General features: G+C 60.0%; 19 protein-coding genes, 1 tRNA gene and 4 pseudogenes. 8 read left to right on the forward strand and 16 right to left on the reverse strand.

Annotated elements, in window-relative coordinates:
• Positions 1 to 69: 69 nt before the first annotated feature.
• Positions 70 to 145: transfer RNA gene (locus ABOC21_RS02760), tRNA-Ile, on the reverse strand.
• A gap of 124 nt (positions 146 to 269) precedes the next feature.
• On the opposite strand from ABOC21_RS02760, the gene mug reads away from it, so the two are divergent.
• Positions 270 to 776 carry a G/U mismatch-specific DNA glycosylase gene (mug, locus tag ABOC21_RS02765; RefSeq protein ID WP_426812363.1) on the forward strand — a complete coding sequence of 169 codons (507 nt, stop codon included), beginning with the start codon at positions 270 to 272 and terminating at the stop codon, positions 774 to 776.
• A 75-nt stretch (positions 777 to 851) separates the two neighbouring features.
• Here mug and rpoD read toward each other — a convergent pair whose 3' ends face one another.
• The 3 genes and pseudogenes from rpoD to rpsU form a co-directional block, all read right to left on the reverse strand.
• A complete protein-coding gene (gene rpoD / locus ABOC21_RS02770; RefSeq protein ID WP_426812364.1) occupies positions 852 to 2,696 on the reverse strand; it encodes an RNA polymerase sigma factor RpoD in 1,845 nt (614 codons plus the stop codon).
• 150 nt (positions 2,697 to 2,846) lie between these two features.
• A pseudogene (dnaG, locus tag ABOC21_RS02775) lies at positions 2,847 to 4,595 on the reverse strand (DNA primase).
• Between the two features lie 229 nt (positions 4,596 to 4,824).
• Complete coding sequence (gene rpsU / locus ABOC21_RS02780; RefSeq protein WP_001144069.1) at positions 4,825 to 5,040, reverse strand: 30S ribosomal protein S21; 216 nt, start codon at positions 5,038 to 5,040, stop codon at positions 4,825 to 4,827.
• Positions 5,041 to 5,389: 349 nt separating this feature from the next.
• Between rpsU and tsaD the strand changes: the two are divergent.
• Positions 5,390 to 6,404: pseudogene (gene tsaD / locus ABOC21_RS02785) on the forward strand (tRNA (adenosine(37)-N6)-threonylcarbamoyltransferase complex transferase subunit TsaD).
• A 42-nt stretch (positions 6,405 to 6,446) separates the two neighbouring features.
• Here tsaD and ABOC21_RS02790 read toward each other — a convergent pair.
• The 8 genes from ABOC21_RS02790 to ABOC21_RS02825 all read right to left on the reverse strand — a co-directional run bounded on the left by ABOC21_RS02790 (position 6,447) and on the right by ABOC21_RS02825 (position 13,174).
• Positions 6,447 to 8,054 carry a purine-cytosine permease family protein gene (locus ABOC21_RS02790; protein ID WP_426812365.1) on the reverse strand — a complete coding sequence of 536 codons (1,608 nt, stop codon included), beginning with the start codon at positions 8,052 to 8,054 and terminating at the stop codon, positions 6,447 to 6,449.
• A gap of 152 nt (positions 8,055 to 8,206) precedes the next feature.
• On the reverse strand, positions 8,207 to 8,824 hold the full coding sequence (gene ureG, locus ABOC21_RS02795; RefSeq protein ID WP_095099606.1) for an urease accessory protein UreG: 618 nt from the start codon (positions 8,822 to 8,824) through the stop codon (positions 8,207 to 8,209).
• An 8-nt stretch (positions 8,825 to 8,832) separates the two neighbouring features.
• Positions 8,833 to 9,507: an urease accessory protein UreF gene (locus ABOC21_RS02800; RefSeq protein WP_426812366.1), complete on the reverse strand. Its 675-nt coding sequence runs from the start codon at positions 9,505 to 9,507 to the stop codon at positions 8,833 to 8,835.
• Positions 9,508 to 10,002: an urease accessory protein UreE gene (gene ureE / locus ABOC21_RS02805; protein ID WP_095099600.1), complete on the reverse strand. Its 495-nt coding sequence runs from the start codon at positions 10,000 to 10,002 to the stop codon at positions 9,508 to 9,510.
• A 9-nt stretch (positions 10,003 to 10,011) separates the two neighbouring features.
• A complete protein-coding gene (gene ureC / locus ABOC21_RS02810) occupies positions 10,012 to 11,715 on the reverse strand; it encodes an urease subunit alpha (protein ID WP_426812367.1) in 1,704 nt (567 codons plus the stop codon).
• Positions 11,708 to 12,028, reverse strand: a complete 321-nt coding sequence (locus ABOC21_RS02815; RefSeq protein WP_426812368.1) for an urease subunit beta — start codon at positions 12,026 to 12,028, stop codon at positions 11,708 to 11,710. Before ABOC21_RS02815 ends, ureC begins: the two co-directional genes overlap by 8 nt.
• A gap of 9 nt (positions 12,029 to 12,037) precedes the next feature.
• A complete protein-coding gene (locus tag ABOC21_RS02820) occupies positions 12,038 to 12,340 on the reverse strand; it encodes an urease subunit gamma (RefSeq protein WP_331834903.1) in 303 nt (100 codons plus the stop codon).
• A gap of 9 nt (positions 12,341 to 12,349) precedes the next feature.
• Positions 12,350 to 13,174, reverse strand: a complete 825-nt coding sequence (locus ABOC21_RS02825) for an urease accessory protein UreD (RefSeq protein WP_426812369.1) — start codon at positions 13,172 to 13,174, stop codon at positions 12,350 to 12,352.
• Here ABOC21_RS02825 and ABOC21_RS02830 point away from each other — a divergent pair.
• Positions 13,164 to 13,247 (forward strand): annotated as a pseudogene (locus ABOC21_RS02830) (short-chain dehydrogenase); the annotation flags it as partial. The gene ABOC21_RS02825 and the pseudogene ABOC21_RS02830 overlap by 11 nt on opposite strands.
• A 152-nt stretch (positions 13,248 to 13,399) precedes the next feature.
• On the opposite strand, the gene ABOC21_RS02835 reads toward ABOC21_RS02830, so the two are convergent.
• Both ABOC21_RS02835 and plsY read right to left on the reverse strand, forming a co-directional pair.
• Positions 13,400 to 14,869 (reverse strand): MFS transporter, encoded by a 1,470-nt coding sequence (locus ABOC21_RS02835; protein ID WP_426812370.1) that lies wholly within the window; start codon positions 14,867 to 14,869, stop codon positions 13,400 to 13,402.
• A gap of 210 nt (positions 14,870 to 15,079) precedes the next feature.
• Positions 15,080 to 15,700 carry a glycerol-3-phosphate 1-O-acyltransferase PlsY gene (plsY, locus tag ABOC21_RS02840; protein WP_426812371.1) on the reverse strand — a complete coding sequence of 207 codons (621 nt, stop codon included), beginning with the start codon at positions 15,698 to 15,700 and terminating at the stop codon, positions 15,080 to 15,082.
• A gap of 230 nt (positions 15,701 to 15,930) precedes the next feature.
• Between plsY and folB the strand changes: the two genes are divergently transcribed.
• Both folB and bacA read left to right on the forward strand, forming a co-directional pair.
• Positions 15,931 to 16,299, forward strand: a complete 369-nt coding sequence (folB, locus tag ABOC21_RS02845; protein ID WP_426812372.1) for a bifunctional dihydroneopterin aldolase/7,8-dihydroneopterin epimerase — start codon at positions 15,931 to 15,933, stop codon at positions 16,297 to 16,299.
• 224 nt (positions 16,300 to 16,523) lie between these two features.
• Positions 16,524 to 17,345: an undecaprenyl-diphosphate phosphatase gene (gene bacA / locus ABOC21_RS02850; protein ID WP_426812373.1), complete on the forward strand. Its 822-nt coding sequence runs from the start codon at positions 16,524 to 16,526 to the stop codon at positions 17,343 to 17,345.
• An 11-nt stretch (positions 17,346 to 17,356) separates the two neighbouring features.
• Here the strand turns inward: bacA and ABOC21_RS02855 are convergent, their stop codons facing one another.
• Together ABOC21_RS02855 and ABOC21_RS02860 are read right to left on the reverse strand one after the other, a co-directional pair.
• A complete protein-coding gene (locus ABOC21_RS02855; RefSeq protein ID WP_426812374.1) occupies positions 17,357 to 18,598 on the reverse strand; it encodes a multifunctional CCA addition/repair protein in 1,242 nt (413 codons plus the stop codon).
• A 61-nt stretch (positions 18,599 to 18,659) separates the two neighbouring features.
• Entirely contained in the window at positions 18,660 to 19,280 is a 621-nt protein-coding gene (locus ABOC21_RS02860) for a TIGR04211 family SH3 domain-containing protein (protein WP_426812375.1), read from the reverse strand.
• A gap of 214 nt (positions 19,281 to 19,494) precedes the next feature.
• On the opposite strand from ABOC21_RS02860, the pseudogene ABOC21_RS02865 reads away from it, so the two are divergent.
• The 3 genes and pseudogenes from ABOC21_RS02865 (at position 19,495) to hldE (ending at position 25,145) form a co-directional block, all read left to right on the forward strand.
• Positions 19,495 to 20,794, forward strand: a pseudogene (locus tag ABOC21_RS02865) (inorganic triphosphatase).
• A gap of 21 nt (positions 20,795 to 20,815) precedes the next feature.
• A complete protein-coding gene (gene glnE, locus ABOC21_RS02870; RefSeq protein WP_426812544.1) occupies positions 20,816 to 23,653 on the forward strand; it encodes a bifunctional [glutamate--ammonia ligase]-adenylyl-L-tyrosine phosphorylase/[glutamate--ammonia-ligase] adenylyltransferase in 2,838 nt (945 codons plus the stop codon).
• Between the two features lie 58 nt (positions 23,654 to 23,711).
• Positions 23,712 to 25,145, forward strand: a complete 1,434-nt coding sequence (gene hldE / locus ABOC21_RS02875) for a bifunctional D-glycero-beta-D-manno-heptose-7-phosphate kinase/D-glycero-beta-D-manno-heptose 1-phosphate adenylyltransferase HldE (RefSeq protein ID WP_426812376.1) — start codon at positions 23,712 to 23,714, stop codon at positions 25,143 to 25,145.
• Positions 25,146 to 25,155: the final 10 nt, after the last annotated feature.

A 25,155-nucleotide genomic window follows, 5' to 3' on the forward strand; every position in this document is an offset into this window, starting at 1 on the left:
GGGCTCCCGCTGGCGAGCGGGCAAATAAAAAGGACTTAGCCATTTTCATGGTTAAGTCCTTTTTTTGTCTGGTGGCCCCTGCTGGACTTGAACCAGCGACCAAGCGATTATGAGTCGCCTGCTCTAACCACTGAGCTAAGGGGCCGTGGCGAGGGATTATAAAGTAACTGGCAGACGCAATCCAGCCTAAAACGCGCGGCTGCTGTTTTTATAAACAACGCATTTTCAATCCTTTATAATTAGCTTTTAGCTATTGAGCAGGGGACAAGATGATTAACGATATTCTGGCGCCGAACCTGCGGGTGGTCTTCTGCGGCATCAATCCGGGGAAATCCTCCGCCCATACCGGCTTTCACTTCGCGCACGCGGGGAACCGCTTCTGGAAGGTGATTCACCAGGCGGGTTTTACCGACCGGCAGCTGAAGCCGGAAGAGGAGTTCCAGCTGCTCGACACCCGCTGCGGGATCACCATGCTGGTGGAGCGTCCGACGGTGCAGGCCAGCGAAGTGGCGCTGCAGGAGCTGCGCAGCGGCGGGCGAGAGCTGGTGCGGAAAATAGAAGAGTATCAGCCGCGGGCGCTGGCGGTTCTCGGCAAGCAGGCCTTTGAGAAGGCTTTTCAGGCGCGCAGCGTGCAGTGGGGCAGGCAGCAGGCGACCATCGGGGCGACCGAGCTGTGGGTGCTGCCGAATCCCAGCGGACTGAACCGGGCAACGCTCGATAAGCTGGTGGAAGCCTATCGCGAGCTTGACGACGCGCTGGCGTCGCGCGGGCTATAGCTTTCGCGTCTGGAGGCAAACACCGGGCAAAAAAAAGCTCCCCGCAGGGAGCTTTTTGCATTTATTGCCTGACGGTTAATCGTCGAGGAAGCTACGCAGAACCTCAGAGCGGCTCGGGTGGCGCAGCTTACGCAGCGCTTTCGCTTCGATCTGACGAATACGTTCGCGGGTAACGTCGAACTGTTTACCCACTTCTTCCAGCGTGTGGTCGGTATTCATGTCGATACCGAAACGCATACGCAGGACCTTCGCTTCACGGGCGGTCAGGCCGGCCAGAACGTCGTGGGTGGCGGCGCGCAGGCTTTCCGTGGTGGCGGAGTCCAGCGGCAGCTCGAGGGTGGTATCCTCGATGAAATCACCCAGATGCGAATCTTCATCGTCGCCGATCGGCGTTTCCATGGAGATCGGCTCTTTGGCGATTTTCAGCACCTTACGGATTTTATCTTCCGGCATCAGCATGCGCTCGGCCAGCTCTTCCGGCGTCGGCTCGCGGCCCATTTCCTGCAGCATCTGGCGGGAGATACGGTTGAGCTTGTTGATGGTCTCAATCATATGCACCGGAATACGGATGGTGCGCGCCTGATCCGCGATGGAGCGGGTGATCGCCTGACGGATCCACCAGGTTGCGTAGGTGGAGAACTTGTAGCCGCGACGGTATTCGAACTTATCTACCGCCTTCATCAGACCGATGTTACCTTCCTGAATCAGATCGAGGAACTGCAGGCCGCGGTTGGTGTATTTCTTGGCGATAGAAATAACCAGACGCAGGTTTGCTTCAACCATCTCTTTCTTCGCACGGCGGGCTTTCGCTTCGCCGATGGACATACGACGGTTGATATCCTTAACCTGCTCGATGGTCAGGCCGGTTTCTTCTTCAATCTGCTGCAGCTTCATCAGGCCGCGCTGAACGTCTTCTTTGACGTCGTGCAGCTTTTCAGACCACGGCTTGTTCATGGCTACGGCCGCGTTGAACCAGGTTTCGCTGGTTTCATTGCCGGTGAACAGCGTAATGAAGTTTTTCTTCGGCATTTTGCACTGTTCGACGCACAGCTTCATGATGATGCGTTCCTGAGTACGCACTCTGTCCATCATGTTGCGCATACTGCCGACCAGGTAATCGAACTGTTTCGGTACCAGGCGGAACTGTTTAAAGACTTCAGACAGCTTGAGGATCTCTTCCTGCGCTGCGGCGTGGCTGCGGCCTTTTGCTTTGATGGTGTCGCGGGTCTGCTCGTACTGCGTACGCAGCTCGGCGAATTTCTCGCGCGCCAGCTCAGGGTCGATGCTGTTGTCGTCATCGCTGCTGTCGTCGTCGTCCTCTTCTTCATCTTCTTCGTCGTCATCCATCTCTTCCTGAGACAGTTCGGAGCCGACGTGCGTGGCGGTTGGCGCCAGGTCTTCTTCGGCGTTCGGATCGACGAATCCGGTGATCAGGTCTGACAGGCGCGCTTCTTCAGCTTCAACGCGATCGTACTGTTCCAGCAGGTAGGTAATGGCTTCCGGATATTCGGCAACGGAGCACTGGACCTGATTGATCCCGTCCTCGATGCGCTTAGCGATGTCAATTTCGCCTTCGCGGGTCAGCAGTTCCACGGTACCCATTTCGCGCATATACATGCGCACCGGGTCGGTCGTGCGTCCGATTTCTGATTCAACACTGGACAGAACCTGTGCAGCAGCTTCTTCTGCATCTTCGTCGGTGTTGTTGCTGTTTTCAGCCAGCAGCAGATCGTCGGCATCCGGCGCTTCTTCCATCACCTGAATGCCCATATCATTGATCATTTGGATGATGTCTTCGATCTGATCGGAGTCGACGATATCTTCCGGCAGATGGTCATTGACCTCGGCATAGGTCAGATAGCCTTGCTCCTTACCACGTTGGACAAGAAGCTTCAGCTGTGACTGCGGGTTTTGCTCCATAAGACGGTATCCACACTTAATTCGTTTGATTGGTGTTGGCAGACAAGCTGCCAGCATTTAAAGCGAGGGCGTACTTATATTATTGCCGCTGCGCCTCAGCGCGGCTGTCGGGGGCTTCCCGAGCGATATTCGGCACTTAAGCCGTGCAATTCATTTTTTTGCCAGCTCCTGGCTGATAGTCCAGAGCTTCCCGGCGTTCCTCACTGCTTAAGCCGTGCGTGCGATCGCGAGCTATCAACTCTTCCTGTCGCAGTTCAAGCAGTGAATCAAACATATGGTTAAGCGAGTCGGTGAAGGTTTTTTCAGCGATATCTTTATCTGCTATATCGTCCCACATCGACAGTTTTTCAAGGGTCGCGGCCTCATTTGTGCCGCGATACTGCTCTAAAAGTTGTCCGGTGGTCAGACCCGGCTGAGACAGACAGGCGTTAACCAGTTCGCTGAACAGGCCCAGTCCCGGTATTTTACGCTGATCCAGGCCCGCTAAAGGCGGTACCAGCGGCGCCAGATCCGGATTTTGCACCAGCAGTCCTATCAGTATACGCATGGTCGTGCGTTTTAGCTGCGGAGCAGGGCGCGGCGCGCCATTTTCTGTCATTTTTGGCATTAAACGCTCAAGCTGGGCGTCATCTAAAATCCCCAGCTTGTTGCCCAGCTCCTGGCGCAGATAGATGCGCAGCGTCTCGCCCGGAACCTGAGTGATCAGCGGCAGCGCCAGCGTGCTGAGCTGCGCCCGTCCGTCCGGGGTGCTCAAATCAACCTGCGGCAGCAGGCTGTTAAACAAAAACGTCGAGAGCGGCTGAGCCTGCTCCATCCGCGCTTCAAACGCGGCCTTACCCTCTTTACGCACCAGCGTATCCGGGTCTTCGCCGTCGGGCAGAAACATAAAGCGTAGCTGACGGCCGTCGGACATATAGGGCAGCGCCGTCTCCAGCGCTCGCCATGCGGCCTCGCGGCCCGCCCGGTCGCCGTCGTAGCAGCAGATGACCTGATTGGTCGCCCGGAACAGCAGACTGAATATGGTCGGCGGTGGTCGACGTACCGAGGGACGCGACGGCATAGTTAATGTCGTACTGCGCCAGGGCTACGACGTCCATATAGCCTTCGACAACCAGCAAACGCGGCGGTTCGGCGTTGTTCTGCTGCGCTTCATACAGGCCGTACAGACTGACGACCTTTATGGAAAATATCGGTTTCCGGGGAGTTAAGGTACTTCGGCAGGGCATCACCCAGCACGCGACCACCAAAACCAATTACCCGGCCTCGCTTATCGCGAATCGGGAACATCACCCGTTCACGGAAGCGGTCGTAACTGCGTCCCTTATCGTTAGTCACCAGCATGCCGGCGTCGATAAGCGACTGGCGGTTTTCCTGATTACCGCCAAAACGTTTTAAAACGTTATCCCAACCGGGTGGCGCGTAGCCAATCGCAAAGCGCGCAATGACCTCGCTGCTTAAACCACGCTTCTCCAGATACTGGCGCGCAGGAGCGGCGGCGGGTTGCTGCAAAGACTGCTGATAAAACGCATTCAGACCATCCATCAGCTGATAGAGGCTTTGCCGCTGATGGCGTTCTATCTGACTGGGTCCGTTACCCGCTTCGTACGGCACTTCAAGGTTGTGCATGGCGGCCAGCTCTTCGACCGTCTCCACGAACTCGAGCTTGTCGTAGTTCATCAGGAAGTCGACGGCGTTGCCGTGCGCACCGCAGCCGAAGCAGTGGTAAAACTGTTTTTCACCGTTGACGGTAAAAGAGGGGGTTTTTTCGTTATGAAATGGACAGCACGCATGGTAGTTCTTGCCCTGCTTTTTGAGCTTTACCCGCGCGTCGATAAGATCGACGATGTCGGTTCGCGCCAGCAGGTCATTGATAAATACGCGTGGGATTCGTCCAGCCATAGGCCCCATAATTATACACCTTATCCGACAAGCTGCTTCAGCGCCGATGCGCCCCCTGCCGCTGACGTCAATCAGCTCCCGGGACTCGCTCTTATGCTGCTTTGGTGCATCCTGAAGGGGTGGGTATATATGCTAATGCATAAACGAAAATAAGCCGCGCATTCCTTCCGGAAGCACGGCCTTACAACTTACAACTCAGCCTGAATTGAGGGCTTTAGCCCTCAACAGATTAGTACAGACGAGTGCGGCGTGCGTTTTCGCGAGCCAGTTTCTTCGCGTGACGTTTCACTGCAGAAGCTTTAGCGCGCTTACGTTCGGTAGTCGGTTTTTCATAGAACTCACGACGACGAACTTCCGCCAGAACACCTGCTTTTTCACAGGAACGCTTGAAGCGACGCAGAGCTACGTCGAACGGCTCGTTTTCACGTACTTTAATTACCGGCATGTGCCTCTCACCTTTGATTAATTCGGTTTGCTGCTGGCATCAACGCCAGCTTATTTCAAAATGGTGCGGAATTTTACTGCAACTACTGCTGCTTTGTAAAGCACCTGCGCCCTTTTTGAAAGGACTTTTATAAGGGTGAGGAGTATACACGAGGGTTCTTGCTGGGGCGAACAAAGTTTTATATCCGCCGCCCCGGCGAGCGTCCCGAGCCGGGCTTTCTCCGCCCGCCCCGCTCGCGTATCCCCTGCGGGCGCCGGGCCGTGTCGCGCTGCTGCCCGGCATTCTTAGGGTATACATCAACCCGCATTGGTCCTAAACTGCGCGGTATTAGAGCGAGGTAAAACAAGACATGCGTGTACTGGGTATTGAAACATCCTGCGATGAAACCGGCATCGCCATTTACGACGATAAGCAAGGCCTGCTGGCCAACCAATTGTATAGTCAGGTGAAACTGCACGCTGACTACGGCGGCGTGGTGCCTGAGCTGGCTTCGCGCGATCACGTGCGTAAAACGGTGCCGCTGATCCAGGCGGCGCTGAAAGAGGCCGGGCTAACGGCAAAAGATATTGATGCGGTTGCCTACACCGCCGGGCCGGGGCTGGTCGGCGCGCTGCTGGTTGGCGCCACGGTAGGCCGTTCGCTGGCGTTCGCCTGGAACGTACCGGCGATCCCGGTACACCATATGGAAGGGCATCTGCTGGCGCCGATGCTGGAAGATAATCCGCCGGAGTATCCTTTTGTGGCGCTGCTGGTTTCCGGCGGCCATACCCAGACTGATTAGCGTGACCGGTATTGGTCAGTATGAACTGCTGGGTGAATCAATCGATGATGCGGCAGGGGAAGCGTTCGATAAGACCGCGAAGCTGCTGGGCCTCGATTATCCCGGCGGTCCGATGCTCTCTAAAATGGCCTCCCGGGGCAGCGAAGGGCGCTTTGTCTTCCCGCGCCCGATGACCGATCGTCCGGGGCTGGATTTTAGCTTCTCCGGCCTGAAGACCTTTGCCGCCAACACCATCCGCAATAATGAAAATGACGAGCAGACCCGGACGGACATTGCGCGGGCGTTTGAAGATGCGGTGGTGGATACGCTGATGATTAAGTGCCGCCGGGCGCTGGAGCAGACCGGCTTTAAGCGCCTGGTGATGGCGGGCGGCGTGAGCGCCAACCGCACGCTGCGCGCGAAGCTGGCCGAGATGATGCAAAAGCGCGGCGGGGAAGTGTTCTACGCTCGCCCCGAGTTCTGTACCGATAACGGTGCGATGATCGCCTACGCCGGAATGGTGCGCCTGCGGAGCGGCGCGAAGCCCGACCTCGGCGTCACCGTGCGCCCGCGCTGGCCGCTCGCCGAGCTGCCGGCGGCCTGATCCTGCTAACAGGCCGACCTCGCGTCGGCCTGCCTTTCTGCGCTATTCCATACTCTTACACAGCGAGCAAATCGCCCCCTGATGTTTTGCCGAGTGCATCACGTCCGGACGTTCGTACTCTTCCCGGCAGGTAATGCAGCGATACACGGTGGTGGAGGCGTTCCCCTGCGCGTCGTAGCGCGGTTCGGCAATGCCGTCATCGTACCGTTTGATGTAGTAGCGGCCGCGGGTCAGAATGCCCATCAGCGGCGTCATCACCAGGGCGACAGCCAGCGCAATCAGCGGCGAGAACGGGGCCAGGGTGGCGCCGAGCAGGCCGAAGAATGTGCAGATAGAGAGCCCGGCGGCGAGAGCAAAGGCAACCACGCCCACCGGGTTAACGTTATGGATCATCCCCCGGCGATATTCCGGCTGGGCTGGCGCCAGCTTCAGCAGGCCTTTATTGACGGTAATATCGGTAGCGACTACCACGACCCAGGCAATGGCGAAGTTGGAGTAAAAGCCGAGGATCCACGACAGGGCGCTGAACATATCGCCCTCCATCAGAGCCAGCGCGATGGCGAGGTTGACGACAACAAAGACGATCCGCCCCGGATAGCTGCGGGTGGTGCGCGTCCAGGCGCTGGTCCAGGCCAGCGAGCCGGAGTAGGCGTTGGTGACGTTAATTTTAATCTGCGAGATAACCACCAGCACTACCGCCAGGGTCAGCGCCAGCCAGCCGGGCACCAGATTGTCAAAGACGCTGACGAACTGCTGAACCGGCTCGGTGTTATGTACCGCCGGGAAGCGGGTCAGCAGGTAGAAGCCGAGGAAGGCGCCAATAATCTGTTTAATCGCGCCCAGCACCACCCAGCCCGGGCCGGCGGAAAAGACCGCCAGCCACCAGCTTTTGCTGTTCTCCGCCGTTTTCGGCGGCATAAAGCGCAGATAGTCAATCTGCTCGCCGATCTGCATGATCAGCGACAGGCAGACCCCGGCGCCCAGCATAATGGCGGTTAAATCCACGCGCGAGGCGTCGTTCTTACCGGCGAAGTTCATAAAGCCATCCACCAGCTGCGGGTCTTTGGCGATAAGCCAGGCCACCGGCACGACCATCAGCACCAGCCACAGCGGCGTGGTCCAGACCTGCAGACGGGTCAGGGCCTTCATGCCGTAAACGACCAGCGGCAGTACCATCAGGGTGGCGATGAGGTAGCCCATCCACAGCGGGATCCCGAGGCCAACCAGCAGCCCCTGAGCCATAATCGAGCCTTCAAGGGCGAAGAAGATAAAGGTAAATCCGGCAAAAATGATGCTGGTAATGACCGAGCCAAAATAGCCGAATCCGGCGCTACGGGTGATTAAATCGAGATCGATGTTGTAGCGGGCAGCGGTGATCGCCAGCGGAATGCCGGTCAGGAAAATGACCAGCGCGGCCAGCAGGATCGAGTAGATGGCGTTGGTGGTGCCCCACGCCATGCCGATGCTGGCGCCGATAGAAAAGTCGGCCAGATAGGCAATGCCGCCCAGCGCGGTGACGGCGACGACGCCCGGCCCCCAGCGGCGAAAGCTCAGCGGAGCGTAGCGCAGGGTGTAATCTTCCAGGGTTTCACGGGAGCCGGAGGTGCCGGTTTGTGCAGGTAGCTCAGTTTTAATATCCAGTGATGACATAGTCATTCCTTAATGGTCAGGTATGACTGTAATTAGCAAACCTTATGCCACTTCGTAGAGCAGGCGCCGCAGGGGACGTGAGGGAGGGGAGGATAAAAAGAGGGCGTCGAATGCACCATCCGGGCGCGGGCGCGTCCGGATGGTGCGCGGGCCTAGCGGCGCAGCATGCCTTTGTCTTCGAGGAAGGCGATGATGCTCTGCAGGCCGTCTCCGCTCTTGAGGTTAGTAAAGGCCCACGGACGCTCGCCGCGCATCCGCATGGTGTCGCGCTCCATCACTTCCAGCGAGGCGCCCACATACGGTGCAAGGTCGGTTTTGTTGATCACCAGGAAGTCTGATTTGGTGATCCCCGGGCCGCCTTTGCGCGGGATTTTCTCCCCTTCCGCCACGTCGATAACGTAGATGGTCAGATCGGCCAGCTCGGGGCTGAAGGTGGCGCTGAGGTTATCGCCGCCGCTTTCGACGAAGATCAGCTCGAGGTTGCCGAATTTTTCGCTCAGCGCTTCCACCGCCGCCAGGTTCATCGACGCGTCTTCGCGGATGGCGGTATGCGGGCAGCCGCCGGTTTCGACGCCGACGATACGTTCCGGCTCAAGCGCGCCGGCTTCGGTGAGGATGCGCTGATCTTCTTTGGTGTAGATATCGTTGGTGACGACGGCCAGCTGATACGTGTTGCGCATGGCTTTACACAGCGCTTCCAGCAGCGCGGTTTTCCCGGAACCGACCGGGCCGCCGACGCCTACGCGCAGCGGATGTTTGTAGTTGTTCATACTTTCTCCTAAGAACGGAATAATCGGGAATACTGCGTTTCATGCCGGGCGGAGGCGATGGCGGCTAGCGGCGTGGATGAGCCGATCGCCTCGTCCGGGGCGGTAAGCGCGCTGGCCATATCCGCCGCATAGCGATCGCACAGGCGGATGATCAGTTGCTGCGCGGCCTGTTGCCCAAAAGGCACCAGCTTAACGCCGGCCATCACCGCGCCCTCAATCCAGCTATAGCCGAGGCTCAGCGCCAGATCGGCAAGGGGGATTTGCCAGCGCACGCCAAGCCAGGCCATCCCGGCAAGCTGGCTTTGCTGGCACAGCGTCCGCCACTCTTTGGGGCACTCCGGCTGCCAGTCGGCAAGCAGTCGGGTGAATGCCGCCCCGCGGTTACGCTCCTCTTCGCGCAGCTCGCGGGTTTCTCTGCAGGCGAGCAGATACGCCGCCCAGCGCCGGGCCTCAGGCAGGTTGTTATCTTCGCAGGCGCGATAGAGGCGGGCGAACAGCGGCAGATCGACGGTAAAAAAGCTCTGCTCCATCTGCTGCAGCTGCCAGCGTTCAAAGGCCTGGGTATCGGCCACCCAGCCCGCTTCCACCGCCCACTCCAGCCCCTGCGACCAGCTATAGCCGCCCACCGGCAGGTTGCTGCTGGCCAACTGCATCAGCCGCAGGCGTTTTTCCAGCGACGACATTCAGTGGCTGTGCTCATGGTGGTCATCGTGGCTATGGCCATGATGATGCCCGTGTCCATGCCCGTGGCTCTCGCTGGCGTAGGCGCCGGCTTCCGGTTCGAACGGCAGCCGGGCGAAGCTTACCTGCAGGCCGAACTGGCGCAGCATATCGTCCAGCACGTGGTCGTGGTGGTAGCGCAGCTCGCCGGGCATAATCTGCAGCGGAACGTGGCGGTTGCCGAGGTGATAGCAGGCTTTCGCCAGCGTAAACGGGTCCTCGCAGCGCACGACGGAGACGCCCTCATCGGCGGCAATGACTGCGACAAACTCGCTGCCCTCTTCATTACTCAGAACGTCACCGCCCCGCAGCAGCAGGCCGCGCGGCAGCAGCAGGCCCGCTTCGCGCCCGTCGTTAAGGGTGACTTTGATTCGGCTTTTTACCCGCACATCAATCGGCAGCGTAACGCTGGCCGTTGCCTGCGCCGGCGTCTCCACGCGTTGGGTCAGATACAGCATCCGGACTCCTTAAAACAGAAAGTAACGTTGCGCCATCGGCAGCGCTTCTGCCGGTTCGCTGGTTATTAGCTCCCCGTCAATGCGCACCTCGTAGGTTTGCGCATCAACGGTAATATTGGGCTGCAGGCCGTTATGGATCATGTCGGCCTTCTGCAGCGTTCGGCAGCCCTTCGCCGTGGCCGTGGCGCTGTGCAGATTGAGGCGCTGCGCCACGCCGCTGTCTATCGCCGCCTGCGGCAGGAAGGTCAGCCGACAGCGATGGCGGGCGCTGCCCAGCGCCCCGAACATCGGCCGATAGTGCACCGGCTGCGGGGTAGGAATAGAGGCGTTAATATCGCCCATCGGCGCGATGGCAATCATCCCGCCCTTCACCACGCACGCCGGCTTCACGCCGAAGAACGCCGGGGACCACAGCACCAGATCGGCCAGCTTGCCGGCCTCAATCGAGCCGACCTCATGGGCGATACCGTGGGTCAGCGCCGGGTTAATGGTGTATTTCGCGATATAGCGCTTAACGCGAAAGTTGTCGTTGTCGCCGCGCTCTTCCGCCAGCGGGCCGCGCTGGACCTTCATGCGGTGGGCGACCTGCCAGGTGCGCAGCACCACCTCGCCGACGCGGCCCATGGCCTGCGAATCGGAGGAGGTCAGCGAGAAAGCGCCGATATCGTGCAGGACGTCCTCGGCGGCGATGGTTTCGCGGCGAATGCGCGATTCGGCGAACGCCACGTCCTCCGCGATGTCCGGGTCGAGGTGATGGCAAACCATCAGCATATCGAGGTGTTCATCGATGGTATTGACGGTGTAGGGCAGCGTCGGGTTGGTGGAGGAGGGCAGAATGTTGGGGTGCGCGCAGGCGGTAATAATATCCGGCGCGTGGCCGCCGCCGGCGCCTTCGGTATGGAAGGTGTGGATGGTACGCCCGCCAATCGCCGCCAGCGTATCTTCGACAAACCCGGACTCGTTGAGGGTATCGCTGTGCAGCGCCACCTGAACGTCCATCTCATCGGCGACGGTCAGCGCGCAGTTGATGGCCGCGGGCGTCGCGCCCCAGTCCTCATGGATTTTCAGGCCTATCACCCCGGCCGCCACCTGCTCGCGCAGCGCGTCCGGGTTGGAACCGTTGCCTTTACCCAGCAGGCCGATGTTGACCGGCAGGCTATCCGCCGCCTGCAGCATCCGCGAGATATACCACGGACCGGGGGTGCAGGTGGTGGCGTGGGTGCCCGCCGCCGGTCCGGTGCCGCCGCCGACCATGGTGGTGACGCCGGAGACCAGCGCCTCTTCCGCCTGCTGCGGGCAGATCCAGTGGATGTGCGTATCGACGCCGCCGGCGGTGACTATCTTACCTTCGGCGGCAATAACCTCCGTCGCCGCGCCGATAGGGATGGTGACGTCCGGCTGGATATCCGGGTTGCCCGCTTTGCCGATGGCGAAGATGCGCCCCTCTTTGACGCCGATATCCGCTTTCACGATCCCCCAGTGATCGACGATCAGCGCATTGGTCAGCACCAGATCGACGCACTCCGCTGCGAGCATTTGCCCCTGGCCCATGCCGTCGCGAATCACCTTTCCGCCGCCAAACTTCACCTCTTCGCCGTAGGTGGTGAGATCGTCTTCGACCTCGATCCACAGCTCGGTGTCCGCAAGGCGCACCTTATCCCCGGTGGTGGGGCCAAACATATCGGCATAGGCCTGGCGTGAAATTTCACTCATCGTTTGCCTCCAGTGTTCCCATCACCGCGCCGCGAAAGCCGTACACCGCGCGGGTGCCGGCAAGAGCAACCAGCTCCACTTCTCTCTTTTGCCCGGGTTCAAAACGGACCGCGGTACCGGCGGCGATATTCAGGCGATAGCCCGTCGCCTGCTCGCGGTCGAACTTCAGCGCCGGATTCACTTCGGCGAAGTGATAGTGCGATCCCACCTGGATCGGCCGGTCGCCGTGATTTTCAACGATTATGCTGCGGGTTACGCGGCCAGCGTTAAGGGCTATCTGGCCGGGTTTCACTTGGTACTCACCTGGGATCATCGCGGAACCTCAGATTATCGGATTGTGGACGGTAACCAGCTTCGAGCCGTCCGGAAAGGTGGCTTCGACCTGGATGTCGGGGATCATTTCCGGTACGCCCTCCATCACCTGACTGCGGGTCAGGACGTGGCGGCCCTCTTCCATCAGCGCCGCCACGCTATTGCCGTCGCGGGCGCCCTCCATAATAAAGGCGCTAATTAACGCCACCGCTTCCGGGTAGTTCAGCTTCAGCCCGCGGGCCAGGCGGCGTTCCGCCACCAGCGCGGCGGTAAACAGCAGCAGCTTATCTTTCTCTCTGGGGGTCAGTTCCATAGCGCTCTCTCAGGTCAGCCAGATTCGGGGAGGAACCGGGGGTTTCCCGGTCAGATGCGGGCGCATAAACTGCCATATATCGCGCATCGCCCGCTGGCACAGCAAATTATCATCACTTAACAATCGGACCGTCAGCAGGCCGTCAGTCAGGCTGGCGCCGGCGTAGCTGGCGAGCCCGGCGAGCCGTTCGCGCACGCCGTCGAGCAGGGTCTCATTCGCCGGATAGAACAGCAGCGTCCCCACCCACGGCCGCCGGGCGATGCAGGCCAGCTGGCCATCGGCGAGGTGCAGGCGTTCCACCAGCAGCGGCGACTCGTCAACCCACACCTCCAGCCGGTTCATGAGGGTGCCATGGCTAAAGTCTTCGCCCATCACCGGGCGACCGAGGCACAGCAGATCCCAGGCTAAAAGGGTGCTGGTGGCGCAAAGGTGGAAGCTGGTATGCAGATTAGCCCGCGCGCCGGGAAAAAAAATGGCGTCCTGCGGCAGCCATTCCAGAATAGCGTGCGCCGCAACGGTGAAGCGCTGGTGCAGATGCGCCTGCGCGCCGCTGCTGCGGTAAAACTTGCTGGCGCCGGGCATGGTCATCAGCGCGTGGCTGCCGCCGTCGAGGGCGGCCGTAATCGTCAGCTCATCGCCGCCAACGATGCCGCCCGGCGGATGCAATAAATAGAGGTGGCAGGTTTCGTCTTCGGGATAAAAAGGGCGCTGGACGGTTAACGGGCCAACGTGACGGGAAGCGGTCAGGACCGTTCTATCGCCGGTAGATTGAAAGCGGAGATCCAGCGTAGCCTGCCAGCCTTTTTTAGTCTGTGGTAACATGGTGCTGTGCAATGTTGCGCCCCTGCAAACTCAAGATAAAACAGCAGCGATGAGTATTGATCGGCCGCAAAGCATCCCGATCATATGAAAAGCTTATGGTTGTTGGCCGGTAAACCACCCGGCGGCTGCGGATAGAGTCCGTCCCTGGACCTTCCCCCGCAGGCGGGATAGCTACATGTTGAAAGGTGAAGGGGCGGTGGGATAAAGGGCGCTCAGCGCGAGCGCCCGGTGGTAACGCTATTTATCCTGATAATCCTCGGCGTCGATATCGTAGCCCGAAGGTTCCCAGCGGATGGTCAGCAGCGACAGCAGGCCGATAAGCGGCGCCGCGGCGATAACCCAAAAGACGCGCGTATCCAGCGCCGCGACCAGCAGCGGGAAGAGGAACAGCGACAGCGTTGAGCTGCTGCGCATCAGGGTTTGGTTGAGGCCGACGCCGACGCCGCGCAGCGAAGTCGGGTAGCTCAGCGAGGCAAAGGTCATGGTGTGCGCGCCGGGGCCAAAGCCCTGGCCGAAGAGGAACAGCGCCAGCATGGCGACCGCGGCGATCCCTTCGGCGGCGCCTTCCGGGCGGCCAATCAGCGCCAGCCCCAGCAGCGCCGCCAGCTGGCAGGCGTATCCCGCCAGCGACATTTTCCACGCCCCCAGGCGCGGCACCAGCCGTACCGCCAGCAGCCCGCCGACGAAGGCGAAGAGCAGATTCAGCGCCAGCGAGATCAGAATCGTGGTCAGCATCGACTGGACGAAGAAGCTGGAGATAATCACCGGCAGGCCGAAGGCGACGGCGTTATAGGCGAATGACGAGACCACGGAGAGCAGCGTCGCCAGGGTCGTACGTCGCAGGTAACCCCCCTGGAACAGGCGTAAATAGTTGCTCCACTGCGCTTTTTTCACTACCGGCGCCGGTTTATCCAGCGCGTCCTGCGCCACGTGGGCGTTGATGTTGTACGCCTGGCGCAGAATAGAGGCCGCTTCACGCAGGTTGCCCTGGTTGGCGGCCCAAACCGGCGATTCGCTCATATAGCGGCTGCGAATGGCGATAATCACCAGCGCGGGGATCGCGCCGAAGCCGAGAATCAGCCGCCACAGCCAGTCGCTGTGGCTTTCCGGCAGCGCGGCGTAGAAAAAGAGCACCAGCAGATATGAGACGCTGATGGCGGCGTACCAGGTCGGGCACCACATGGCGACGCTGGCGGCTTTGTTACCCGGCCCTTTGAGCTTAGAAAATTCGCTCAGGAAGGCCATCGCCACCGGCAGGTCGATACCCACGCCGAGCCCCATGACGAACCGGGCGCCGGTGAGGACATATTCGTTGGGCGCCAGCGCGCAGGCGATAGCGGCAACCACGAAGAACAGCATATCCGCCATAAAGACGCGGTAGCGGCCGATTTTATCCGTCAGATAGCCGCCCAGCAGCGCGCCGACGATGGCGCCGAAGGTGATGGCCGAGGCCACCATACCGGTGCCGGCAGGCGTCAGGTTGAATTCACGGGTAATGTCTTTCAGGCCAAAGGCCAGAGAGCCAAGATCGTAGGCATCGAGAAAAATGCCGCCGAGCGCGATGCCCATAACGATGCGCGCGTTGCTGCGCCCGCTGCCGCCCTCGTTAATCAGGCGCGAAACGTCCGCCGCGCCGCGTATCCATCGAACTTCCCCGTCAGGCGACCCTGCCGCTGTAACCGGCGTCGCATTGATTACGTCTGTCATATTATTGTTCTGTTGTGTCTTATCAGGAGATTCAGAGTAAACATCGCGGGGCGGGGCAATAAATCACTTTTGGTTATAAGACATAACTAAGTGATTGTCGTGAAAGAATTATCTTTTAAACGGCGGCATGGCGGAATGATTGGCTATAAAGCCGGGGAATCAAAATATATTGTCGGGGAAAATCGTACCCGGCGGCGCCGGGCGCGGAGATTATTTCTGTTCCGGCTTTTTCTTGCTCTTCTTCAGCCGGGACCAGATTTTGGTCTCCTGGCGGCGCCACAGGCGCTGGATGTTGTCATGATGGCGCAGGAGGATCAGGCAGGAGAGCATCGATACCGGAAAGGTGTACTGCGGCTTGAACCACCAGACGTAGAACGGCGCAATAAGCGCGCTGACGATGGCGCCGAGCGAAGAGTAGCCGCTGAGCAGAATGGTCAGTAGCCAGGTTCCGGCCATGACGCCGGTGAGATCCCAGCCGATGGGCGCGATAGCGCCGAAAGCAGTCGCCACGCCCTTGCCGCCGCGAAAATTGAAGAAAACCGGCCAGATATGACCAATGCAGGCGGCGATCGCCACCAGGCCCAGCCAGAAAGGGGTTAGACCGAGCGCCCAGGCGCCCCAGACCGGCAGCATCCCTTTGAGCACGTCGAAAATAAGCACCGTTACGGCCGCTCCCTTGCCGCCAATTCGCAGGACGTTGGTCGCTCCGGGATTGCCCGAGCCGCTATCGCGAGGGTCGGGCAGGCCGGCGAGGCGGCAAACCAGAATGGCGCTGGAAATTGAGCCGCAGAGGTAGGCAAGGATAACGAGTCCAGGCGCGATTGCACTCATCAGCTGTTCCATTTTGAAAGTGTCGTTTTATCCCCGTCATCCTTGGCGCGGCCGGTGCGTTGGCTCTCCTCGCGCGCCCGGATACATAGTGACGCTATGCTCCCGGAAGCTCGCTGCGCCGCCGCCTTCCTGCAACGCAAATTATTTAGGGGATGTCTTTGCATCTGTGGATAATACGCATAATTCGCCGGAAGTGGTATCCGGTTTAGCCAAAAAGCAGGCAGGTCGTGATGGATATTGTATTTATAGAGCAACTTTCGGTAATCACCACTATTGGTGTTTATGACTGGGAACAAACCATTGAGCAGAAGCTGGTGTTCGATATCGAAATGGCGTGGGATAACCGTAAAGCGGCGTCCAGCGATGATGTGAGCGATTGCCTCAGCTATGCCGATATTAGCGAGCTGGTGATCGGCCACGTTGAAGGGGGCCGGTTTGCGCTGGTGGAACGCGTGGCTGAAGAAATTGCCGATCTGCTGCTGGCAAAATTCTCCTCACCGTGGGTGCGGATTAAAGTCAGCAAACCGGGAGCGGTTGCCCGCGCGGCCAACGTCGGCGTCATCATTGAGCGTGGCCTTAATCTGAAACAAAACTTTTAAGGTCATATTGATTAAACAATTTGGGCTTATACAGGTCTTAGTGCCGGCCATCGGGTTATTTTATTTGCCATATTCTCCTCGCACGGGGCTCGAATTCCTCACGTACTCCGTGTACGCTCCGGAATTGACGCGCCGTCCGAGGCCAAACTGGCTGCCCCAATGACGCCTGATGGCATGGCTCGTAGTGCCTGGTTTTTTCATTTTACTTTTAAAGGGTTTATTGGATGAGCGATATACACTCGCTGCTGGTGGCGGCAATATTGGGTGTGGTTGAGGGTTTGACGGAGTTTTTACCTGTTTCCAGTACGGGTCATATGATTATTGTTGGCCATCTGCTGGGGTTTGAAGGTGATACTGCAAATACGTTTGAGGTGGTCATTCAGCTAGGTTCTATTCTTGCCGTGGTCGTTATGTTCTGGCGCCGCCTGTTTGGCCTGATCGGTATTCATTTCGGTAAACCACCTACGCATGAAGGGCTGGGCAGCGGACGCTTATCGCTTATCCATATTTTACTGGGGATGATTCCGGCGGTGGTGATGGGCCTGATATTCCACGATACCATTAAGTCGCTATTTAACCCGGTCAACGTAATGTACGCGCTGATTGTCGGCGGCGTGCTGCTGATTGCCGCCGAGGTGCTGAAGCCGAAGGAGCCGCGCGCGGTAGGCGTTGACGATATGACCTATCGTCAGGCGTTCGTGATTGGCTGCTTCCAGTGCCTGGCGCTGTGGCCGGGCTTTTCTCGCTCCGGCGCGACGATTTCCGGCGGTATGCTGATGGGCGTCAGCCGCTATGCGGCCTCGGAGTTCTCGTTCCTGCTGGCGGTACCGATGATGATGGGCGCCACCGTGCTGGACGTATATAAAAGCATCGGCTTCCTGAACGCCGGCGATATTCCGATGTTTGCCGTCGGCTTTATTATGGCGTTTATTGTGGCGCTGATTGCGATTAAAACTTTCCTGCAGCTGATTAAACGTATTTCGTTTATTCCGTTCGCTATCTACCGCTTTATCGTAGCGGCGGCTGTTTACGTGGTCTTCTTCTAAGGCCCTGGCCCTCAGCCCTGCGGCTGAGGGCAGCGTTCTTCCTTCCACTGCGCGATTGCCGCAATACGCCGCCGCGTCAGCTCCTCGCGAATCTCCGGCCCTTTAAAACCCTCCTCCACCACCGCTTTCGTCGAGACCGACCGGGCGACATGCCACGCTTCCAGCAGCAGACGCCCCTGCGGATAGTCGCAGGCTTCGAAGCCGGTGCGACCGCGAACGTCGGCCTCGCTGGTAAGGGCAATTTTTTCTACCCGCTGCGGCTTGCGCCAGGCGTCGATGCTATCGAACAGCTTGACCAGGGTTTTGGGCTGCAGAATCGGCAGGGTATGAATCAGATCGTGGAATTCGGCGACCAGCTTCGCCAGGTCGCGGATCTCATTCGGGACGCGCAGGCGGGCGCAAAGCTGCTCGACCAGCTTGACGCCGGCTGGCCCGTGGCCGTGATGACGGGGCCAGAGCGCTTTCGGCGTCAGCCCTTTGCCTAAATCGTGACACAGGGTGGCGAAACGCACGTCGATTTCCGGCGACAGCATCGCCGCCATGGTCAGGGTCATCAGGGTATGCAGGCCGGTGTCGATTTCCGGATGCCATTTGGCCGGCGCGGGGACGCCGTACAGCGCCTCGATTTCCGGGAACAGCACGCCGAGCGCGCGGCAGTCGCGCAGGGTCTGGAAAAAGACCTGCGGGTTGCGGGTGCCCAGCGCGCTCTCGGTCTCTTTCCATACCCGCTCCGGCGTCAGGTGCGCCAGCTCGCCGGCATCGGCCATCGCGCGCATCAGCGTCATGGTGTCATCCGCAATGCGGAAGCCGAGATGGGCGTAGCGGGCGGCAAAGCGCGCGACGCGCAGAACGCGCAGCGGATCTTCGCTAAAAGCGGGTGACACGTGGCGCAGCAGGCGCTGGCGCAGATCGGACCGGCCGCCGTAGGGGTCGATAATCTGGCCGTCTGAATCCTGGGCGAGGGCGTTCACCGTCAGGTCGCGGCGGAGCAAATCCTGTTCGAGAGTGACGTCTGGCGCGGCGTAGCAGGTGAAGCCGGTATAGCCAGCGCCGGATTTACGCTCGGTTCGCGCCAGGGCGTACTCCTCCCGGCTTTGCGGGTGCAGGAACACGGGAAAATCGCGGCCTACCTGCTGGTAGCCCGCGTCAAGCAGCTCTGAGGGCGCGGCGCCCACCACCACCCAGTCTTTGTCTTTGACCGGTAGTCCGAGTAATGCATCCCGGACGGCACCGCCGACCAAATAAATCTTCACGCCTGATTCTCCCGTATCTACTTTGCGCTGGATGATACGTAAGTCTGGCAGAGAAGACGAATTAGTTCATCCACCGGTCTTTACGCTTGCGGCTCGGGATCAGATGCGGCAGCACCAGCCCAAGCAGCAGGCCGACGCCCAGCACGCCGCCGCCGTACATAAACCACTGCATAATGATGGTGCGCTGCTTATCATCAAGCTGCAGGTTCGCGGCGTTGACCCTTTTCTGCGCGACAACCAGCTCATTTTTCAGCTTCTGGTTCTCATCTTTCAGGGCGTTAATGGCGCTATCGCTGCCGGCGACCTTTTTCTGCATGTCCGCCGTGCGCTGGTTCCAGGTGGTGTCGATGTTGTTAAGCTTGTCGGTCAGGGTCTTAACCTGATTTTCGAGATCCGGTACGCGGGTGCGCAGGCTGGGCTCATTGCTCAGCTCTTTCAGCGGGATCCAGGCGGTACGGCCGTTGCCGTCGCGGATCTGGGCGTAGTTGGTGCTGTCGTTAGTCTGCAGCAGAGAGACCTGCTCTCCGGCATTGATAGTTCCCTGGAGGCGATAATTATCGCCAGGACCGGTGCGGACCCAGGTGTTAAGTTCATCAGAAACATAGCGTTTTTCTTCTGCATGAACCGCCGTAGCGGCGCTAAGCGCCAGCAAAGTTATCGTAATCAGGCGTAATTTAGGCATCAGGTCATCGTTTGGTCATAAAAAGTTGAACGATAGTAGTGGCATCACCATGGCGACGCAAAGTTTTCCGCCACAATCGGAAACATCCAGGAGGTGGCCCGGCAAAATGCGCATTGCATGGCTATTCGCCGCAAAATATTATCTACTGACAAGAAATATTGGCGTTAGTTCGCCGTATTTTCCCTGCAGAGCACAGAAGCGGAAGAATTCAGTCATGGCGCAAGAAATCGAATTAAAATTTATCGTCTCCGACAACGGTGTGGAAACACTGCGTCAGCACCTTAATACGCTCAATGCGCAGCACGCGCCCGCAGGACAGACTGCTCAATATTTATTATGAAACGGCGGATAACTGGCTGCGCCGTCACGATATGGGGCTGCGTATTCGCGGCGATCGCGGTCGTTACGAAATGACCCTGAAAATTGCCGGCCGGGTGGTGGGCGGGCTGCACCAGCGCCCGGAATACAACATCCCGCTGGAAAAACCGGAGCTGGCCCTGAGCCTGCTGCCGGCGGAAGTGTGGCCGCAGGGCGAACTGCCGGCCGAGCTGGCGCAAAGCGTACAGCCGCTCTTCAGCACTGATTTTGAACGCGAAAAATGGCTGGTCAGCGAAGGCGATAGCCAGATTGAAATCGCCCTCGATCGCGGCGAGGTTAAGGCCGGCGAGCATCAGGAAGCCATTTGTGAACTGGAGCTGGAGTTGTTGTCCGGCAATACCTCTGATGTACTGATCCTCGCCCGTCGTCTGCTGGATACCGGCGCGCTGCGTCAGGGCAGTCTGAGCAAGGCGGCGCGAGGCTACCATCTGGCTCAGGGCGACGGCGAACGTCCGCTGACCGCGCTGGATATCCTGCCGGTTAGAGCGAAGGCCAGCGTTGAGCAGGGCATGGAGGCGGCGCTGGAGAACGCCCTGGCCCACTGGCTTTATCATGATGAAGTCTGGAGCCGCGGCAATCCGGCGGCGAAAGGTGAAATCCTGCGGGCGATTGCCCGCCTGCGCCATACGCTGGCGCTGTTTGGCGGCATCGTGCCGCGTAAAGCCACCGCGGCGCTGCGCGAGCAGCTAAGCGAAGCGGAAGCGGCGCTGTCTGCGGCTGAAAACGCGCAGGCGGCACTGTTCAGCATCGCCACCGTCAGCGCGAAGCTGATGCTGACGGAATGGCTGGTCAGCCGCGGCTGGCGCGGGTTCCTCAACGAAAATGCGCAGAAGAAAATTGCCGGATCTTTTAAACGCTTTGCCGATATTCAGCTTTCGCGGGCGGCGGCAGAATTAAAAAATGCGTTCCTGCAGTCGCTGGGCGACGAGTATGCCGGCCAGCTGCCGCGTCTGGCGCGCGAAATCGACGCTATTCAGCTGTTAGCCGGCGCCTACGCCGAGGCCGCATCGCCGTGGCTGGAAAACTGGAAAGAGCTTCGGCGGGCCGTTGAGCACCGGGACAGCAGCGTCATTGAATATTTCCGTCGCCAGGCGCTGGCCGCGGAACCGTTCTGGCTGCATAGTGGAAAACGATAATTTCAGGCCAGGGAGACCCCTATAATGCCGCTTTCTTCGCAGTTACAGCAGCACTGGCAGACGGTTGTAGACCGGCTGCCGGCGGATTTTCCATCATCAACGTTAAGTCCGCAGGCGCAGTCGGTTATGGCGTTCAGCGATTTCGTCGAGCAGAGCCTGGTTGCCCAGCCGCAGTGGCTGGCGGAGCTGGAGAGCTCGCCGCCGGAAGCGGATGAGTGGCGCCACTATGCCGACTGGCTGCAGGCGGCGCTGGCGGAGGTCAACGACGAAGCGGCGCTGATGCGCGAGCTGCGCCTGTTTCGCCGGCGGATTATGGTGCGCATCGCCTGGGCCCAGGCGCTATCGCTGGTCAGCGAAGAGAGCAGTCTGCAGCAGCTCAGCGCGCTGGCGGAGACGCTGATTGTCGCCGCCCGGGACTGGCTGTATGCCGCCTGCTGCCGGGAGTGGGGCACGCCCTGCAGCGCCGAAGGTAAGCCGCAGCCGCTGCTGATCCTCGGGATGGGCAAACTTGGCGGAGGAGAGCTTAACTTCTCCTCCGATATCGACCTGATTTTTGCCTGGCCGGAGCACGGCGCAACCTGCGGCGGGCGCCGCGAGCTGGATAACGCCCAGTTCTTTACCCGCCTTGGCCAGCGCTTAATTAAGGCCCTCGATCAGGCCACCCAGGACGGCTTCGTCTACCGCGTGGATATGCGCCTGCGCCCGTTTGGCGACAGCGGTCCGCTGGTACTGAGCTTCGCCGCGCTGGAGGATTACTACCAGGAGCAGGGGCGAGACTGGGAGCGCTATGCGATGGTGAAGGCGCGGATCATGGGCGATAACGAAGGCATTTATGCCAGCGAACTGCGCGCCATGCTGCGGCCGTTCGTCTTCCGTCGCTACATTGACTTCAGCGTGATCCAGTCGCTGCGTAATATGAAAGGGATGATTGCCCGCGAGGTTCGCCGCCGCGGGCTGAAGGACAATATCAAGCTCGGCGCCGGCGGGATCCGCGAAATTGAATTTATCGTTCAGGTCTTTCAGCTGATCCGCGGCGGCCGCGAGCCCGCGCTGCAGCTGCGGGCGCTGCTGCCAACCCTGGAGGCTATTGAGCAACTGCATCTGCTGCCGGAAGGCGATGCTTCCCGGCTGCGCGAGGCCTACCTGTTCTTACGTCGCCTCGAAAACCTGCTGCAAAGCATCAACGATGAGCAGACGCAAACCCTGCCGCAGGATGAGCTCAACCGCGCTCGCCTGGCGTGGGGGATGCGCGTTGCCGACTGGGAGACGCTGAGTGCGCAGCTGGAAGAGAAAATGGCCAGCGTCCGGCGGGTGTTCAACGAGCTGATCGGCGATGACGAAGCCCAGTCGCCGGATGAGCAGTTGGAAGAGTTCTGGCGCGAGCTGTGGCAGGACCCGCTGGAGGAGGATGATACCAGTCCGGCGCTGGCGCATCTCGATGATGGCGACCGGCGCAGCGTGCTGGCGCTGATCGCCGATTTCCGCAAAGAGCTCGACAGGCGCACCATTGGCCCGCGCGGGCGGCAGGTGCTGGATCAGCTGATGCCGCACCTGCTCAGCGAAGTCTGCTCGCGCGCCGATGCGCCGCTGCCGCTGGCGCGCATTACGCCGCTGCTGACTGGCATCGTGACCCGCACGACCTATCTGGAGCTGCTCAGCGAGTATCCCGGCGCGCTGAAGCACCTGATCGCCCTGTGCGCCGCCTCGCCGATGGTCGCCAGCCAGCTGGCGCGCCATCCGCTGCTGCTGGACGAGCTGCTGGATCCGAATACGCTCTATCAGCCGACGGCAACCGACGCCTATCGCGATGAGCTGCGCCAGTATTTGCTGCGCGTACCGGAAGAGGACGAAGAGCAGCAGCTGGAGGCGCTGCGTCAGTTCAAGCAGGCGCAGCTGCTGCATATTGCCGCCGCGGACATCGCCGGCACGCTGCCGGTGATGAGAGTAAGCGATCACTTAACCTGGCTGGCCGAGGCGATGATTGACGCGGTCGTTCAGCAGGCGTGGACGCAGATGGTGGCGCGCTATGGCCAGCCGACGCATCTGCGCGAACGTCAGGGGCGCGGTTTTGCCGTCGTCGGCTACGGCAAGCTGGGCGGCTGGGAGCTGGGCTACAGCTCCGATTTGGATCTGGTGTTCCTCCATGATTGCCCGCAGGAGGCCATGACCGACGGCGAACGCGAGATTGACGGCCGCCAGTTCTATCTGCGTCTGGCGCAGCGCATTATGCATCTCTTCAGCACCCGCACCTCTTCCGGGATCCTCTATGAAGTGGATGCGCGCCTGCGTCCGTCGGGCGCCGCGGGCATGCTGGTCACCACCGCCGACTCATTCGCCGACTATCAGCAAAATGAGGCCTGGACCTGGGAGCATCAGGCGCTGGTCCGCGCGCGGGTGGTCTACGGCGATCCCGAGCTGCAGACGCGGTTTGATGAGATCCGTCGCGCAATCCTCACCCGCCAGCGCGAGGGGGCGACTTTGCAGACCGAGGTGCGGGAAATGCGTGAGAAAATGCGCGCCCATCTCGGCAATAAGCAGCGCGATCGCTTTGATATTAAAGCCGATGTCGGCGGGATCACCGATATTGAATTTATCACCCAGTATCTGGTCTTACGCTATGCCCACGACAAGCCGAAGCTGACGCGCTGGTCCGATAATGTGCGCATTCTGGAGTTGCTGGCGCAGAACGACATTATGGATGAAGAAGAGGCCCGGGCGTTGACCCATGCCTACACCACGCTGCGCGATGCGCTGCACCATCTGGCGCTGCAGGAGCAGCCGGGAAACGTCGCGCCGGAGGCTTTTGCTCAGGAGCGTGAGCAGGTTAGCGCCAGCTGGCAGAAGTGGTTGATGGCTTAACTAAAAAACCGGGTGTGCTATTATCGCGCGCAAAGTTTGCATCTCGCAGGAGAGAGTAATGAAAGTAACGCTGCCGGAGTTTGAACGAGCAGGAGTGTTGGTGGTTGGCGATGTGATGCTGGACCGCTACTGGTATGGTCCCACCAGCCGAATTTCCCCTGAAGCCCCGGTGCCGGTGGTGAAAGTGGAAAATATCGAAGAACGCCCCGGCGGCGCGGCAAACGTAGCGATGAATATCGCGTCGCTCGGCGCGACCTCGCGACTGGTGGGCCTGACCGGGATTGACGATGCCGCCAGAGCGCTGAGTAAAGCGCTGGCCGACGTCAACGTGAAGTGCGACTTCGTTTCGGTGCCGACGCACCCGACCATCACCAAGCTGCGCGTGCTGTCACGCAACCAGCAGCTGATCCGTCTTGATTTTGAAGAGGGCTTTTCCGGCGTCGATCCGCAGCCCATGCACGAACGTATTCAGCAGGCGCTGAGTTCAATCGGGGCGCTGGTCCTCTCCGACTATGCGAAGGGCGCGCTGGCCAGCGTGCAGACGATGATTAAGCTGGCGCGGGATGCGGGCGTCCCGGTGCTGATCGACCCGAAAGGCACCGATTTCGAGCGCTATCGCGGCGCCACCCTGCTGACTCCGAACCTTTCCGAGTTTGAAGCGGTGGCGGGAAAATGTAAGGACGAAGCGGAAATCGTTGCGCGCGGCCTGAAGATTATTGCTGATTTTGAACTCTCCGCGCTGCTGGTGACCCGCTCCGAGCAGGGCATGACGCTGCTGCAGCCGGGCAAACCGCCGCTGCATATGCCAACCCAGGCGCAGGAAGTGTATGACGTCACCGGCGCCGGCGATACGGTGATTGGCGTACTGGCGGCGACGCTGGCCTCAGGCAATACGCTGGAAGAGGCGTGCTATTTCGCCAACGCGGCGGCCGGCGTGGTCGTCGGCAAGCTGGGCACCTCGACCGTTTCACCGATCGAGCTGGAAAACGCGGTCCGCGGGCGCGCGGAGACCGGTTTTGGCGTGATGAATGAAGAAGAACTCAAGCAGGCGGTTGCCGCGGCGCGCAAGCGCGGTGAGAAAGTGGTGATGACCAACGGCGTGTTTGACATTCTGCACGCGGGCCACGTTTCGTATCTGGCAAATGCGCGCAAGCTGGGCGATCGCCTGATTGTGGCGGTGAACAGCGATGCGTCGACCAAACGTCTGAAAGGAGAGTCCCGTCCGGTGAACCCGCTTGAGCAGCGGATGATCGTCCTGGGCGCGCTGGAGGCCGTTGACTGGGTGGTCTCTTTCGAAGAGGACACGCCGCAGCGCCTGATCGCCGGGATCCTGCCGGATCTGCTGGTGAAAGGCGGCGACTACAAGCCAGAACAGATTGCCGGAAGCGAAGAGGTCTGGGCAAACGGCGGTGAAGTGCTGGTGCTCAATTTTGAAGATGGCTGTTCGACCACCAACATTATCAAGAAGATCCAGAAAGATAGCGGGAAGTAATGTTTCCCCG

It is taken from the genome of Klebsiella sp. WOUb02, assembly GCF_050058015.1.
In the GTDB taxonomy this organism is placed as follows: Bacteria; Pseudomonadota; Gammaproteobacteria; order Enterobacterales; family Enterobacteriaceae; genus Klebsiella.

Coding starts and splice junctions, on each gene's coding strand:
- mug (WP_426812363.1), top strand. CDS start 270: ATGATTAACGATATTCTGGCGCCGAACCTGCGGGTGGTCTTCTGCGGC.
- rpoD (WP_426812364.1), bottom strand. CDS start 2,696: ATGGAGCAAAACCCGCAGTCACAGCTGAAGCTTCTTGTCCAACGTGGT.
- rpsU (WP_001144069.1), bottom strand. CDS start 5,040: ATGCCGGTAATTAAAGTACGTGAAAACGAGCCGTTCGACGTAGCTCTG.
- ABOC21_RS02790 (WP_426812365.1), bottom strand. CDS start 8,054: ATGTCATCACTGGATATTAAAACTGAGCTACCTGCACAAACCGGCACC.
- ureG (WP_095099606.1), bottom strand. CDS start 8,824: ATGAACAACTACAAACATCCGCTGCGCGTAGGCGTCGGCGGCCCGGTC.
- ABOC21_RS02800 (WP_426812366.1), bottom strand. CDS start 9,507: ATGTCGTCGCTGGAAAAACGCCTGCGGCTGATGCAGTTGGCCAGCAGC.
- ureE (WP_095099600.1), bottom strand. CDS start 10,002: ATGCTGTATCTGACCCAACGCGTGGAGACGCCGGCGCAGGCAACGGCC.
- ureC (WP_426812367.1), bottom strand. CDS start 11,715: ATGAGTGAAATTTCACGCCAGGCCTATGCCGATATGTTTGGCCCCACC.
- ABOC21_RS02815 (WP_426812368.1), bottom strand. CDS start 12,028: ATGATCCCAGGTGAGTACCAAGTGAAACCCGGCCAGATAGCCCTTAAC.
- ABOC21_RS02820 (WP_331834903.1), bottom strand. CDS start 12,340: ATGGAACTGACCCCCAGAGAGAAAGATAAGCTGCTGCTGTTTACCGCC.
- ABOC21_RS02835 (WP_426812370.1), bottom strand. CDS start 14,869: ATGACAGACGTAATCAATGCGACGCCGGTTACAGCGGCAGGGTCGCCT.
- plsY (WP_426812371.1), bottom strand. CDS start 15,700: ATGAGTGCAATCGCGCCTGGACTCGTTATCCTTGCCTACCTCTGCGGC.
- folB (WP_426812372.1), top strand. CDS start 15,931: ATGGATATTGTATTTATAGAGCAACTTTCGGTAATCACCACTATTGGT.
- bacA (WP_426812373.1), top strand. CDS start 16,524: ATGAGCGATATACACTCGCTGCTGGTGGCGGCAATATTGGGTGTGGTT.
- ABOC21_RS02860 (WP_426812375.1), bottom strand. CDS start 19,280: ATGCCTAAATTACGCCTGATTACGATAACTTTGCTGGCGCTTAGCGCC.
- hldE (WP_426812376.1), top strand. CDS start 23,712: ATGAAAGTAACGCTGCCGGAGTTTGAACGAGCAGGAGTGTTGGTGGTT.